Here is a 14923-nt window from a genome sequence, read left to right on the forward strand (position 1 = left end):
TCACATTCGTCATGACATGGTTAGGAGCCATCGGGTGTGATAGCATTGAATATGCTTAGCAAGACCTTTGCCTATTTTTAGGCATGGGTCTTTTTCTTTTGCTTCCAAATGTGGATTGTTCAAGGATACATTGTTGAATTTTCGAGAAAATGGGTATACAAACAAAAAGGAGGAATTATTGTTTATGGAAACAATATTATTGGAGTACGCATGGGTCTTGCTCGTACTCGTATTTTTAGAAGGATTATTAGCAGCAGATAATGCTGTTGTCATGGCGGTAATGGTGAAACATTTACCACGTGAGCAACAGAAAAAAGCGCTATTTTATGGATTATTCGGGGCGTTTGTATTCCGATTTATTGCGTTATTCTTAATTACGATTTTAGCGAAGTATTGGCAAATCCAAGCGATCGGTGCCGCTTACTTATTATTTATTTCGATTAAACACTTATATGATAACCATTTCAAAAAAGATGAAGAGGACGAAATGAAAGAAGGTAAAGGCTCTGGCTTCTGGATGACTGTCTTGAAAGTAGAGCTTGCTGATATTGCTTTTGCGATCGACTCAATGCTAGCAGCTGTTGCGATTGCGATGACATTACCGCATATTGGTAATGTCGATATCGGTGGTATTAATGCAGGTCCATTTACTGTTATGTTCCTTGGTGGTTTCGTTGGTTTAATTATTATGCGATTTGCCGCGCAATGGTTTGTCAAAGTGTTAGCAGACTACCCATCACTTGAAACAGCCGCATTTTTAATCGTTGGTTGGGTAGGGGTAAAATTGGCAGTGCTAGCGCTTGGTCATGAAAATTTAGCAATTATTGACCCGCACTTCCCACATTCTACAACATGGAAAATTATTTTCTGGGTTGTATTACTGAGTATCGCAATCGGTGGTTACGTAACAGGAGTAGCCAAAAAGAAAAAAGAAGCATAATAAGATTAGAAAGAAGTGCTATAGAAAGGGATACATCTATAGCGCTTCTTTTATTTTTATGGTAAATTTCGCTATAGATGTTTTTATATCAGGAGGGCGAAGTATGCCAAATCGAAAAAGAATGAGTAGAGAAATTAGGGTTACACCTTTTCAACTACTCGTCTCATATTATTTTATTGCTATAGCCGTTTCAGTCGGGTTACTTCGCTTGCCATGGGTACATCAACCTGGAGTAGAAGTTTCATTCATTGATACATTATTTACAGCGGTGAGTGCAGTAAGTGTCACAGGGTTAACTGTATTTGATGTATCGAAAACGTATACTGATTTTGGTTTAATCATGCTGCTCATTATTTTGCAATTTGGTGCGATTGGCATCATGTCGCTTGGAACGTTCGTTTGGCTTTTAGTCGGTAAGAAAATTGGGATGCGCGAGCGACAGTTAATTATGATTGACCATAATCAGCCAAGTATTGCTGGTGTTGTGCAACTCATTAAAGAAATTGCAAAAATATTATTTGTCATCGAAGCATTTGGTGCGCTTGTATTATCCATTCATTTTAAAAGGTATTTTGCTACATGGGAAGATTCAATTTTTCATGGGGTATTTGCGGCCATTTCTGCTACGACAAACGGTGGATTTGATATTACCGGCATGAGTTTACAGCCATATCATCTAGATTATTTTGTACAGTTTGTCACAATGCTATTAATTGTCCTTGGAGCAATTGGCTTCCCAGTATTAATTGAAGTGAAAACATTTTTATTACGTCGAAAAAAAGGGTTTCGTTTTAGTTTATTTACAAAAATTACAACAGCTACGTATGCTGTATTGTTTGTTGTTGGCACGTTTGGTATTTTAGTGATTGAGATGTTTCATTCCTTTGCAGGGATGAAATGGCATGAGGCATTATTTTCGGCAATGTTTCATTCTGTTTCCACACGTTCTGCTGGTTTAACGACCTATGATGTCACCACATTTAATGAGGCAACAGATATTTTTATGAGTTTTCTCATGTTTATTGGTGCTTCACCGAGTTCGGTAGGTGGTGGGATTCGTACGACAACATTTGCGATTGTTATCTTATTTTTAGTGACGTATGCAAATGGACGCGATGAAATTCAAATATTTGGACGAGAAGTTTATTTAATCGATGTGTTCCGCTCGTTTGTCGTCATTTTACTGGCGTTATTTATGGTGCTGATCGCGACGATGATTTTACTCATTACGGAACCACAGGCTACATTAACACAAATTATTTTTGAAATTACTTCAGCTTTCGGAACGTGCGGCATGAGTTTAGGTATCACGAGTGATTTATCGTTCTTTGGAAAATGTGTCATTATCGCGTTAATGTTTATCGGGCGTGTTGGGTTAATTTCCTTCCTATATACATTAGGCGGAAAATCGAAAAAAATCCTTTACCGTTACCCTAAAGAACGCGTTATTATTGGATAAAAGGGGTCATCTGAGAAGACATTTTGATGCGACCACCGCAGGAGCAATGTTTTTTAGTTTAGGGGGTGCCCAGAAAGTAAAAACTTTCTGGGCACCCCCTCGTTTTTTTATAGTACAATATCAGCCATATATGGTGCTTGTCCTTGACGGAAGTATGTGAATAGATAGCCGTCCTGCTTTACGACTTGTCCTTTTTCTAAGTCTGCATAGGAAATGCTAGAAGGAACGATAAGCGAATGCTTAAATAAATCTTTTTCACTGACATTCATAGCAGCAAATTCTTTTCCAGCTGTCTGGGCATTGTTTCGAATGGCTGCATAAATTTCTTTTAATGTATGTCCTGAAATACGCTCTTCCCACCAAGTTTTCCGCGGTATAAACGATTGTGGTGTGAAGTAATCGATTAACATTAACGTGTTAACGATTCCCAAATCGACATGTGGTAATGTTTGTAAAAACTCTAGTAGACGCATAAATAAGTCTTCTAGCTGATGTCCGATACGGCTCCAGCCACGTTCCTCCCAATATGTCCCGAAGCTTTGGAAGAAATCGAACGGTGTTTCAAATACATCTGTGACTAAATATTCAATCGTGTTGTCCATTCGGTGTGCATTCCAATACTTCTCTAAAACGTCTTCCGCATGTTTTATACGCACAATGTCAGTAAACGTGAGTACATTATTGGAGAAAATTTCATAAGGTGCTACGTCAACATATGTGTAGCCGTATTTTTGTGCTTCTAGACGAAGGCCTGTCCCTCGTAATAGTTTTAAGAAACCGAGTTGTAATTCTTCAGGTCGCATCGCAAATACATCGTTAAATGTTTTACGGAAGGAATTGTAATCCTCTTCTGGTAGTCCGGCAATTAAGTCTAAATGCTGGTCGATTTTACCGCCTTCTTTTACCATCGTCACGGTACGTTTCAATTTTTCAAAGTTTTGACGACGTTTCACAAGGTCGTTGGTTAAATCATTTGTTGATTGTACGCCAATTTCAAAGCGGAATAACCCAGCAGGTGCGTGGTCATTTAAGAACTGAATCACTTCAGGGCGCATAATATCTGCTGTAATCTCAAATTGGAACACGACACCTGGCTTATGCTCATCAATTAAAAACTGGAACATTTCCATCGCATAGCTGCGGCTAATATTAAACGTACGATCAACAAATTTAATCGTCTTAGCTCCGTTATTCATTAAAAAGCGGATATCTTCTTTAATTTTTTCGCGGTTAAAATAACGGACCCCTACTTCAATACTAGACAAGCAGAACTGACATTGGAATGGACAGCCACGAGATGTTTCAATATATTGAATACGCTTTCCGAGATAGGGTAGATCTTCCTCGAAGCGGAATGGTGACGCGAGTTCACGTAAGTCAATTTTAGGTGGTTGGGCATGTATTTTTATTTTCGCGTCTTCTAAATAACAAATGCCACGTACGCTCTCTAATACTAAGTCGCCTTTCAAATAATGCATTAATTCTTTAAAAGAAATTTCGCCTTCTCCCATAATGATAAAGTCAATTTCTGGGACTTTTCGAAGCCAATCGTGAACATCATAAGATACTTCTGGTCCACCGAGTATGACTTTAGTCTCTGGTAACACCGTTTTTAACATACGTACAACTTTAATAGTTTCCTCTATATTCCATATATAACAACTGAAACCTATAACGTCTGGCTTTTTTTGAAATAGGTCAGAAACAATATTGAAAGCAGGGTCTTTAATCGTATATTCTGCCAATTCGGGGTCAAATTCAGGGCGAGCATTTGCTTTTAAATAACGAATAGCCAAATTTGTGTGAATATATTTGGCATTAAGTGTTGCTAAAATAATTTTCATAGTTATATTCTCCTTCACAAACTATATTGTAACAGTGTAGTGCAATAGGAACAATATGAGAAAAAATTCCTATTTTATTCTCAATTTAATTGTGAAATAATTTAATTAAATATAACTATAATTTAGGAAATTTATAAATAAAAAGTATAAAAAGTTAGATTTTATCATAAATTATGGTATCTGATACTGGAAAAAAAGGGGGGGGAGAAATGGAAATAGCCTCTATCATGAATTTTCATCACAATGCAACGTTGACAAATGAGTCTACTGTTTTTATAGCTAACTCATTTGATATTATTTTTGCAAATCAAGGGGCAAAAGCGTTACTTGAAATAAAAGGTGATAAAGATGAAAAATTTTTTCCGATTGATGAAGCGTCTATTCCAATGTGGCAGCAATTTATAGAACGAGTTCGTAGTCAATCTAATGCTACTTGTGAAATCCAATTACAAACATCAACGCAACCATTTGTGAGAGTGCATGGTTGTTATGATGAGCTTCAAGATATTGTCATTGCTACATTGCAACCTACGTTAATACAAGCAACTGGCACCGTTATGTCGATGATGTCCGTATTTAATTATATGGATTTAGGTATCGTGACATTTACTGCAGATGGCTTTGCACTGGATGTAAATCATAAAGCTTTGCAATATATTGGGTGCAGTAAAACCGAAGTGTTAACGAAAGAGCATAAACAGTTATTAAAGTATTTCACATATGATAGAGAATCAGCCTCTCAGTTTTATAGTCGTCTTGAGAGAAAAGAGCAAGCGTCACTACTCGTAAAAAAAACCGAATGTAGTGAGCCGCTTTATTATGAACTAAAAGTATTTTACGATGAAAACAGTAATTTATTTATTGTTTCTATTGTTGATCATACGGAATATGTAAAGTTACAAAATGAATTAAAAGAACAAAATTATTTAAAAGAGCTTGGACAAATGAGCGCTTCAATTGCTCACGAGATTCGAAATCCACTAACGGCTTTAAAAGGTTTCGTCGAGTTATTAAAAAGTGAGGCACTACAAGAGCAAGAACATTATTTCGAAATTATGGAATCTGAGTTTAAACGATTAGATACGATTTTATCAGATTTATTGTTCTTAGCGAACCCCCGAAAAATCGAGTTGCAAAAAGTTGATTTAGTTGAAATCTCGAAGGAAGTCATTGACTTTATGCAATTTGAAGCACTAATGAATGAAGTAATAATTCAACTAGAATATGACGAACAATTACAGCATGTTGTGCTGGGAAGTAGTGTACGTTTTAAACAAGTGTTGATTAATTTATTAAAAAATGCTGTTCAGGCAATGGAAGATAGCGGTAATGTGACGATTCGATTACATGTAACGACACAAGAGGTACAAGTTTATGTACAAGACGAAGGAATTGGCATGGATGAGGAAACGTGTAAAAACTTATTTAGTCCGTTTTTTACAACGAAAGATTATGGCACTGGCCTTGGATTACCACTTGTGAAAAAAGTAGTGAGTGATTTTAGTGGCACAATTGAAGTAGAAAGTACACCTAATATAGGAACAACTTTTATTTTAACTTTCCCAAATGCATTAACGACACAGGCAATTAAGCAACCGCTTGATTTTCTACTCGGTTAAATTTCGTTTTGACAAAACTTTTTTCTAATCGTTATAATAGCAGTTATAACAAAAAGTAGGGGATGATTTGTCAGTGGCAACAGAGGAGATCAAACAATCACTCAAACTTTTTATTGTACTATCCCGTGCACAAAAAGCGATTAGTGAATCGACCCATCAATTTTTTCAGCAAGAAGGTTTAAATCCGACTGAATTCGCTGTATTGGAGCTATTATTCCATAAAGGGAGACAGCCTTTACAGCAAATTGGGAATAAAATATTACTTGCAAGCGGTTCTATCACATATGTCGTAGACAAGTTGGAGAAGCGTGGTTATTTAAAGCGCGTGTCTTGTCCCAATGATCGCCGTGTTACATATGCGGAAATCTCAGAGGCAGGATGTACATTTATGCAAGAAATTTTCCCAAAACATGAACAGCAATTACATGAGCTAATGAGTGTATTGACGTCTGAAGAAAAAGATACTGCAATTGAATTGTTGAAGAAGTTAGGATTATCCATTAAGGATTTGTCCTATTAAAAAAGAGTTTGCGCAAAACGCGCAAACTCTTTTTTAAAAGATAAGAAAGTATAAACTTTTTCAAGTTGAAAGAGTGTCTATCTCCAGCGCCCAGCCCCTCGTGAAGTTTCGAAAGTCTCTTCGTTGAGCCTATCTCCAACGCATATCGGGGCTAGAGAGGGCGCTTGTGCTTTTCTTAGCTATACTGTTATTGGATTGTGAAGCCCATTTGTAAAAAGGCATCTGTCATTTCAGCGGCAGTTGTATCAAATACGGTTAACCGTACAATTTTTGTTCCTTTTTCAAAAACGACTGTCACAACTTGGTCTTTATCCTCTGTATAAGTGACAACATAACCAGTTGCATTTGCGATATCTTTATGTGTTGCTAAAAGTGAGTCAAGTGCATACGGTTCATACTTGCCTTCTGGTGCAGTAATCTTAACCGTATTTTCTGTTTGTAGTGCTGCTTCTTCATAAGTTGTTTCATCTTTTGCAAGTATTTCAACACGCATTGAGTGTTCGTTATTGGCGTCATACATTACCATATCGCGACCAGGCTCTTCTGCTTCAAGAGAAAACCCTTTCGCTAATGAAATAGTATAATCCTGCTGAGGACTTACTGTCGTCACCGTTTCCACTTTTTTTGGTTGCCCATTTTCTACATACTCAATTGTACTTTCATTTGTCTCTTCTGTCCCTGTATCAGCTGTTGTGTCTTCCCCTTCAGCGGCACCATTTTGTGTATCGGTTGTTTCGTTAACAGTGCCTGCTGTGTCTTCCTCCTCTATAGGAGTTGGCGTTTCAGTTGAATTACAAGCTGCAAGTAAGAGCATTGCGGAAAATGCTGATGTTATAAGGAATGCATGTTTTTTCATCTCAAATTCCTCCTTGTTAATAGTTAGACGTGATCATTAGAAATAAGTTTCATTTGATTAAATAATCGGTAAAATTAAAAATAATAACAAGACAAATACAAGATGCGATACAATAACTAATGGTAAACTCTTTTTCCATTCGTAGAGTGTACCCCATAGTAAACCGGTAACTATAGCCGCGAGAGCACCAGGCATAAAGCCGCTGATCGCTAATGCAAGAGAAAACAACAGAGCTGTAATCAAAACTGCATAAAAAGGAGAAGTAAAACGTTTTAACTGTTGTTGAATATAACCACGCCAAAACATTTCTTCACCAATGACTACAATAAAAATTAGCATCAAATAATGCCAAATATTTGTTGGACCATATAGCTCTAAAAATTTTGAAATATCCTTTGTGGTAGAGCTATCAATATATGGTAGCAGTATGTGACCGAGTTTTACAAGACCATACGCAATTGTCCCATAGCCTGTACCATATAGTAAGTACTGCCATGTGGGTAGCCGATCTTCAAACTTGCCGAATATGAGCGCCACAGCGATTCCTACGAGGAGAGTAAAGGAATATAAATACCAAAAAATCACTTTTTCCTCAAATGTGTAAAGTAACATTGCATAAATGAAAACTAAAGATAGAAGGAGCACGATAGTTTCTTTATGTTTCATCATAATTCTGTTTCCCTCCTTGATATAGTGTAACAAAAAAAAACTCCTATATCATCTTTTAGCGATGAAAAGGAGTGAAAACATTTAAGCATCTTTAGTATGTAAAATTTTATATCGTTTATGGTTCACTACAGTTTTTTCTTCCATTTCAAGTTCATAGAAGTTATCCATGATGGTCAAATCAACAATGACCGAGTTTTCATTTACTTTTTCGACGAGTCCTTGTAGACCGTCCTTAAATTCGACAATACTTCCTACTTCAGCTACTTTCACAGGCAGTCAGCTCCTTTATCGACTAATACTTAACAGTTTGCACGAATTTAACAAAAAGGTAAAGAGTTTTTCGAATAATTAATCATTTAAAAGGGGATTTTTTATTAAAGAAGGTGGTTTAAAATAATGGAAAAATATAAACAAATACTCGATCAATTAAGAAATGGAGAACTACAAAGTGTAGAAATTTCAAAATCCGATTATTTAAGCTTTCGTGAAGCTCTCGTAAACGATCCACAATTTAAACATTTTCGTGGTGAAGCAAAACAGGGAGGGAACATAATTTTCACATTTTTACAGGCTCCTAGAACATGAAATAATTACCATTTGATGTCATTTGTGGTATAATTGAAGCGGGTGATTATTTTAAGCTTGGGGGGAAACTATGGAAAAGGGCATTTTAGAGCAATTGGAGCAGATGCGGGCGCTTATGATTCAATCGGGTATGAAACATGGCTTTGGAAATGCTAAAACCATTCAACTAAGTAAGAGGTTAGATGAACTACTTAATGAATATGATATGCTAAATAGAAGTAAAATAGAAGATGAAATAGAAGAAACAAATTTTTTTCAATAATCCAGAAAAAATAGTGTTTACTTATGAAGAATAGTGGGAATAATACATTTGAACACAGCAACATTCTCATTTCCCCCTTAAGAGCAGATGCTATTGCATTTGCTCTCTTTTTAGGTAAAGCCGATGTTTTATAAGGACATGATTAGGCAAAGGTAATGAGTTTAATTTTGAATTAAGCTATAGCTTTTTTTATTTGAAGAGTGTTCTTTTTCATAAAGCGTCTTCATCATAATACGGATACGTTAAACTATTGACTCAGCTAAAAATAGCGTGAGTTTTTTTATTTTTCGCATTTTTTATGTTGTGACATTTGATAAACTAAAGAAAAGGGAGTGGGATATAGCATGAAAAAGAAAATTGCTTTTATTGGTACAGGGGTTATGGGGGCAAGTATTGTAAAACATTTATTACATGCTGGTCATGAATTAACGGTTTACAATCGAACAAAGAGCAAAACGGATGCTCTTGTAGCATTAGGTGCGAGGTGGGCTGCAACACCTGCTGAGGCAAGTAAGGGGCAGGATATTATTTTTACAATGGTTGGCTATCCGCAAGATGTAGAAGAAGTATATTCAGGGGAATATGGTGTTTTTCAAACAGCCATAGCGGGTACCATTGTCGTGGATATGACAACATCTGAGCCAAGCTTAGCTAAAAAGTTGTTTGAAATAGCGCAAGAAAAAGGGATACATAGTATCGATGCTCCTGTTACTGGCGGTGATATTGGGGCGCAGAATGGCACATTGTCTATTATGATTGGTGGAGAAAGAGCCGTATTTGAAAAATTACAGTCGATTTTAGAGTCCTTTGCAACCAATATTGTGTATCATGGCGAGGCGGGTGCTGGTCAGCATGCTAAAATGTGTAATCAGATTGTCATTGCTTCCGGTATGATTGGGGTTTGTGAATCGATGGCTTACGGCTTAAAAGCAGGGCTTTCTATGGAAGACGTTTTAAAGTCGATTACATCTGGTGCAGCTGGTTCATGGGCATTATCCAATTTAGCGCCACGCGTGTTAAAAGGCGATTTGGAACCAGGTTTTTATATTAAACATATTATTAAAGATATTAAAATTGCGATTGATGAAGCAGAACGTATGAATTTACAGCTCCCAGGGCTCGCATTGGCAAAAGCACTATATGAAGAACTAATGGAGCGCGGCTATGGCGAAAAAGGAACGCAAGCATTAATTCAATATTATGTAGAATAATAGCAAGGTAACTCTGGAAATATAGGTGTGTAAAACTGTTGTAAACTATATACTTTTTTTCGTTACTTTCATCGTTTGAGATGGAAAACGGTTATAGGAGAATGGGCTTGCCTATGATACAATTAATGTATAGGGAAGTTTTGAAAGGAGCCGGTATGCTGTGGAAACAGAAAAAAAAGGTATCTTATTAGAGAGTGGTACAAACGAACTTGAAATCGTCGAATTTGAAGTAGGAAGTAATAAATTTGGTATTAACGTTATTAAAGTAAAAGAAATTATTCAACCAATGAACGTTACATTTATTCCACATGCACATCCACATGTTGAAGGAATTATCCAGCTGCGCGGAGAAGTATTGCCAGTAGTAGATATGTTAAAAGTGTTAGGCATCTCTAATGCACAACGTAATCCGCAACAAAAATATATCGTAGCTGAATTTAATAAGCAACGTGTCGTATTCCATGTCGATAATGTAACGCAAATTCATCGCATTTCATGGGATCAAATTGAAAAACCATCTGATATGTATCAAGGCGGCTCATCACAAGTAATTGGTGTTATTAAATACAAGGATGAAATGATTTTATTGCTTGATTTTGAGCGTATTATGGTAGATATCAACCCTGCTTCAAGTATTAGTGTAGAAGCGGTTAAAAAATTAGGGAAACGCGAACGTTCAGAAAAGAAAGTTGTGATTGCAGAAGATTCGCCGCTACTTCGTAAACTGCTATTTGATACGATGCAAGAGGCAGGCTATGCAAATTTAGATTTCTTTGAAAATGGTCGCGATGCGTATGATTATTTAGAAACATTAGCAAAAGCGGATAAAAATATCGAAAACCAAGTACAGATTGTTATAACAGATATTGAAATGCCACAAATGGACGGACATCATTTAACAAAGAAAATCAAAAGCCATCCAGATTTAAAAAAATTGCCAGTCATTATTTTCTCAAGCTTAATTACCGAAGATCTTCGTCATAAAGGGGAAGAAGTGGGGGCGGAGGAACAAATTTCAAAACCAGAAATTGCAGAGCTTATATTACGCATGGATCAGTTAATCTTATAAGCAAGCGCCTGTAAAAAATTTATATATTTATGAAAAGTCGGGTGCTAATATAAGTATTCCGACTTTTTTTACAAAAAATTTACATAAAAATTTAAAAATGAGTGCTAATGTAAAGCTGTAATATTTATTGTTGAACGAAAAGGAAGTGAAAAAATGGAGAAAGTAAAAACAGCTATTATTGACATTGGCTCAAATACGGTACGGCTTGTAATGTATCAATACGATAAAAACGAGGGATTACATGAGTTCGGGAATATTAAAACGGTCGCTCGCCTTCGGACACATTTATTGCCTACTGGTGACATGAGCGAAGAAGGAATGGGTATTTTATCGAAAACGCTCGCTTCGTTCAAACGGATTTTGGAAGATTATAATGTAACGGATATCAAGGCTGCTGCAACAGCCGCAGTGCGACAAGCATCAAACAATCAAGAAATTGTTAGGCGTATGAAAGAGGAGACCGGTATTGAAATCGAGATTTTATCGGAAGAGGAAGAAGCTTATTTTGGTTTTTTAGCTGTTGTTAATTCGATGGATACAGCTTCTGCTGTAACGATTGATATCGGTGGCGGCTCTACTGAAATTACATTGTTTAAAAACAAGAAACTACAAGAAACCCATAGTTTTCCATTCGGGACAGTGAGCTTAAAGCAAAAATTTGTAAAGGGCTCTATTATGGATAATGAAGAACGGAAATTGTTACATAATTATATAAAAGAGCAATTTAAGTCGTTAAGCTGGATTTGTGGTGTCGACTTACCTGTTATTGCCATTGGTGGTAGTGCTCGTAATGTGGCACAAGTCCATCAACAGCAGCATAGATATCCCATTTCAGGTGTACACCAATATGAAATGACGTTAGATGATTTACTCGAATTAAAACAAGGTCTGAGTCAAATGACGTTTGAACAGTTAAAACAATTGGATGGATTATCGTCCGATCGAGCAGACATTATCGTACCAGCCATAGAAGTGTTTACAACATTAATGGAAACTGTTTCAACTGAAAATTTTCAATTAAGTAAAAAGGGGCTCCGAGAAGGGTTAATTATTCATCGTGTATTGCAAGGGGATGCAACAGCATTTGATAAATACAATGTCTTTGCAGAAAATGCAAAAAGAATTGCGTTTGAATATGGGCGCTCTATTGAAGAAGTAGAAACACTTTGTGCGCTTAGTGAGCAAATGTATCGCGAATGTTGTAAGTTAGACTATTTTACATTTAATCAACAACATTTAGAGCTCATTCAACGTGCAGCAAAAGTATTTGCCATTGGCGAATACATTGAACTAGAATCCTCGAGTCAACATACATTCTATTTACTCGCTAATCAATCGATTGCTGGAATGAATCATTTAGAACGCATTAAATTAGCGCTTTTGGCATCTTATAAAAACCGTGATTACTTCAATCGGTTTGCTATGCCATTTCTATCATGGATACCGCGTGAGGAATTGAAATATTTACGTGATTTTGGTGCATTACTTAGATTTGTCTATGCGTTAAATGTATCCAAACGCAATATTGTAAAACAGGTGATGCTGAACCGTATAGATGAAATGGTTCAAGTAGATGTAACGGTGGAAGGGAGTGCGGTTGCTGAAATTTATCAAGCAGAGCGCACTAAAAAACATATGGAACGGATTTTTAAATGTGAAGTGAGTATTCATTTTCATGAAGAAGGGTGGAAATAAGGATGAACGTTAATCTTGAGGAGCTAGCAATGGGCACAAATGACCAAAGTGAACAGACGCCAGAAGAACTGCAGCGCGCTGCATTGCTTGAAGAAATCGCAAAGCCGCAATACTACAATAATCGTGAACTTTCTTGGCTTGCGTTTAATGAGCGTGTATTAGAAGAGGCAGAGGATGAGGAGAATCCATTACTTGAACGGTTGAAATTTTTAGCCATTTTTAGTTCGAATTTAGATGAATTCTTCATGGTCCGTGTTGCAGGATTACAGGATCAAGTACGGGCAGATTTTCATAAGCCGGAAAATAAATCGGGTTTGACGCCAAAAGAGCAATTAGCGAAAATTGCAGAGCGTACACAAGCTTTAGTTCGTCGTCAAACAGAAGTGTATCGTTATTTAATCGATGAATGTTTACCGAAGGAAAATGTATTTATTAAAGATTTTAAAGATTTACAGGTAGAACAGAAACGATATATTACGGAATTGTTTGAAGAAACGATTTTTCCTGTATTAACGCCCGTAGCAGTTGATGCGTATCGTCCATTCCCGACACTTTTAGGGAAAACATTAAACTTGCTTGTCATGTTAGAAAAAAACAATAATGATGCCGAACATACAACTAAAGTAGCGATTGTCCAAGTACCGTCTGTATTAGATCGTTTTATTAAAGTGCCAACAAAAGATAATCGTACGATGTTCGTGCTATTAGAAGATGTTATTACAAGTCATATTGACCACCTGTTCTATGGCTATAAAGTAAAATCTTCTCAAGCATTCCGTTTAACACGTAATGCGGATTTAACTATTCACGAAGAGGGAGCGCAAGACCTACTTTCTGAAATTGAAAAAGAGTTAAAGAAGCGTAAATGGGGCGTTGGCTCTCGTTTAGAAGTACGTGATGGGGAAATGAAAGATGATGTATTAGACTACCTATTAGATGAGTTTGAAATTAGTGAATCAGACGTCTTTAAAATCGATGGACCATTGGATTTAACATTTATGTTTCCATTTGTTAAAACGATTTCGGTTGGGCTTGAACATTTACAATATGAGAGCTTTATCCCACAGCCACCGCAAGATTTAGATTCGGATGAAAACATTTTTGAAAAGGCGTTAGTACAAGATTTATTTTTCCACCATCCATATGAATCATTTGTGCCGATTGTTGATTTCATCATGGAAGCAGCAAATGATCCATCTGTGTTAGCGATTAAACAAACGCTCTATCGTGTAAGTGGAAATTCGCCGATTATTCAGGCGTTAAAGCAGGCAGCAGAGAACGGTAAACAAGTAACGGTACTTGTCGAGTTAAAGGCGCGTTTTGATGAGGAAAATAACGTCCACTGGGCGAAGTTACTTGAGCAAGCGGGGTGTTTAGTGATTTATGGGATGAATAATTTAAAAACCCATTCTAAAATTACGCTTGTTGTACGCCGTCGCCACGGAAAAATTGAGCGCTTTGTTCATCTAGGAACAGGTAATTACAATGATGCAACAGCGAAAATTTATACGGATATGGCCATTATTACGTCAAACAAGGAGTTTGGGATTGATGCGACAAACTTCTTTAACTATTTAAGTGGTTATACGGAAAAACCTGAATTTCATCATTTAGTTGTTGCGCCTTTCGATATTCGAGATGAATTTATTCAACTTATTGATGAGGAGATTGAATGTCATAAACGCCACGGTAATGGCTTTATTCGTGCAAAAATGAACTCCTTAACAGATAAAGATTTAATGATGAAATTGTATGAAGCATCGATTGCAGGCGTAAAAATTGAACTGATTATTCGTGGCATTTGCTGTATAAGACCGGGTGTTCAAGGCATTAGTGAAAATATTACGGTAACATCAATTGTTGGACGTTTCTTAGAGCATTCCCGTATTTTTTGGTTCCATCATAATGGCGAAAATAAAGTATTCTTATCTTCAGCAGACATGATGACCCGTAATATGATTAAACGCGTAGAGATTTTATTCCCGGTATATTCACCAGAAATCAAAAATCGTATTATAAAAATTATGCAACTCCAATTCGAAGACAATCAAAAAGCGCGTATCCAGGATTCAAATGGTAAGTATCATTATAAAGAAGATCATAACGGGAATAAAAAGATTAACAGTCAAGAAATATTCCTTCAAGAAGCGATTGGGCAACCTACGGAAGAATAGCGTGCTTAAAAATTTTCATA

At 36.5% G+C, this 14923-nt stretch carries 14 protein-coding genes; 10 read left to right on the forward strand and 4 right to left on the reverse strand.

Annotated features, from left to right (window positions below; all coding sequences use genetic code 11):
• The first annotated feature begins 184 nt into the window (after nt 1–184).
• Both ACQQ2I_RS04000 and ACQQ2I_RS04005 read left to right on the forward strand, forming a co-directional pair.
• A complete protein-coding gene (locus ACQQ2I_RS04000) occupies nt 185–940 on the forward strand; it encodes a TerC family protein (protein ID WP_431029296.1) in 756 nt (251 codons plus the stop codon).
• A gap of 58 nt (nt 941–998) precedes the next feature.
• The gene (locus tag ACQQ2I_RS04005; protein ID WP_431029297.1) at nt 999–2399 is read left to right on the forward strand and encodes a TrkH family potassium uptake protein; all 1401 of its coding nucleotides are present in this window, start codon (nt 999–1001) and stop codon (nt 2397–2399) included.
• 107 nt (nt 2400–2506) lie between these two features.
• Here ACQQ2I_RS04005 and ACQQ2I_RS04010 read toward each other — a convergent pair whose 3' ends face one another.
• On the reverse strand, nt 2507–4243 hold the full coding sequence (locus ACQQ2I_RS04010; RefSeq protein ID WP_431029298.1) for a DUF4080 domain-containing protein: 1737 nt from the start codon (nt 4241–4243) through the stop codon (nt 2507–2509).
• A gap of 209 nt (nt 4244–4452) precedes the next feature.
• Between ACQQ2I_RS04010 and ACQQ2I_RS04015 the strand changes: the two genes are divergently transcribed.
• Nucleotides 4453–5862, forward strand: a complete 1410-nt coding sequence (locus ACQQ2I_RS04015) for an ATP-binding protein (RefSeq protein ID WP_431029299.1) — start codon at nt 4453–4455, stop codon at nt 5860–5862.
• Nucleotides 5863–5935: 73 nt separating this feature from the next.
• Nucleotides 5936–6382 (forward strand): MarR family winged helix-turn-helix transcriptional regulator, encoded by a 447-nt coding sequence (locus ACQQ2I_RS04020; protein WP_431029301.1) that lies wholly within the window; start codon nt 5936–5938, stop codon nt 6380–6382.
• Between the two features lie 187 nt (nt 6383–6569).
• Here the strand turns inward: ACQQ2I_RS04020 and ACQQ2I_RS04025 are convergent, their stop codons facing one another.
• The 3 genes from ACQQ2I_RS04025 to ACQQ2I_RS04035 form a co-directional block, all read right to left on the reverse strand.
• Entirely contained in the window at nt 6570–7238 is a 669-nt protein-coding gene (locus tag ACQQ2I_RS04025) for a hypothetical protein (RefSeq protein WP_431029302.1), read from the reverse strand.
• A 57-nt stretch (nt 7239–7295) separates the two neighbouring features.
• Complete coding sequence (locus ACQQ2I_RS04030; RefSeq protein WP_431029303.1) at nt 7296–7907, reverse strand: lysostaphin resistance A-like protein; 612 nt, start codon at nt 7905–7907, stop codon at nt 7296–7298.
• 81 nt (nt 7908–7988) lie between these two features.
• Nucleotides 7989–8177: a YkvS family protein gene (locus tag ACQQ2I_RS04035; protein WP_431029304.1), complete on the reverse strand. Its 189-nt coding sequence runs from the start codon at nt 8175–8177 to the stop codon at nt 7989–7991.
• 126 nt (nt 8178–8303) lie between these two features.
• Here ACQQ2I_RS04035 and ACQQ2I_RS04040 point away from each other — a divergent pair, with 126 nt between their 5' ends.
• The 6 genes from ACQQ2I_RS04040 (at nt 8304) to ACQQ2I_RS04065 (ending at nt 14903) form a co-directional block, all read left to right on the forward strand.
• Entirely contained in the window at nt 8304–8492 is a 189-nt protein-coding gene (locus tag ACQQ2I_RS04040) for a hypothetical protein (RefSeq protein WP_431029305.1), read from the forward strand.
• A 70-nt stretch (nt 8493–8562) separates the two neighbouring features.
• On the forward strand, nt 8563–8754 hold the full coding sequence (locus ACQQ2I_RS04045) for an aspartyl-phosphate phosphatase Spo0E family protein (protein ID WP_431029306.1): 192 nt from the start codon (nt 8563–8565) through the stop codon (nt 8752–8754).
• Between the two features lie 344 nt (nt 8755–9098).
• The gene (locus ACQQ2I_RS04050; protein ID WP_431029307.1) at nt 9099–9965 is read left to right on the forward strand and encodes an NAD(P)-dependent oxidoreductase; all 867 of its coding nucleotides are present in this window, start codon (nt 9099–9101) and stop codon (nt 9963–9965) included.
• A 160-nt stretch (nt 9966–10125) separates the two neighbouring features.
• A complete protein-coding gene (locus ACQQ2I_RS04055; RefSeq protein ID WP_431029308.1) occupies nt 10126–11034 on the forward strand; it encodes a chemotaxis protein in 909 nt (302 codons plus the stop codon).
• Between the two features lie 153 nt (nt 11035–11187).
• Nucleotides 11188–12729 (forward strand): Ppx/GppA family phosphatase, encoded by a 1542-nt coding sequence (locus tag ACQQ2I_RS04060; RefSeq protein ID WP_431029309.1) that lies wholly within the window; start codon nt 11188–11190, stop codon nt 12727–12729.
• A gap of 29 nt (nt 12730–12758) precedes the next feature.
• Nucleotides 12759–14903 carry an RNA degradosome polyphosphate kinase gene (locus ACQQ2I_RS04065; protein ID WP_431030447.1) on the forward strand — a complete coding sequence of 715 codons (2145 nt, stop codon included), beginning with the start codon at nt 12759–12761 and terminating at the stop codon, nt 14901–14903.
• The last annotated feature ends 20 nt before the right edge of the window (nt 14904–14923 follow it).

Source organism: Lysinibacillus sp. LZ02 (genome assembly GCF_050613145.1).
GTDB lineage: Bacteria > Bacillota > Bacilli > Bacillales_A > Planococcaceae > Lysinibacillus_B.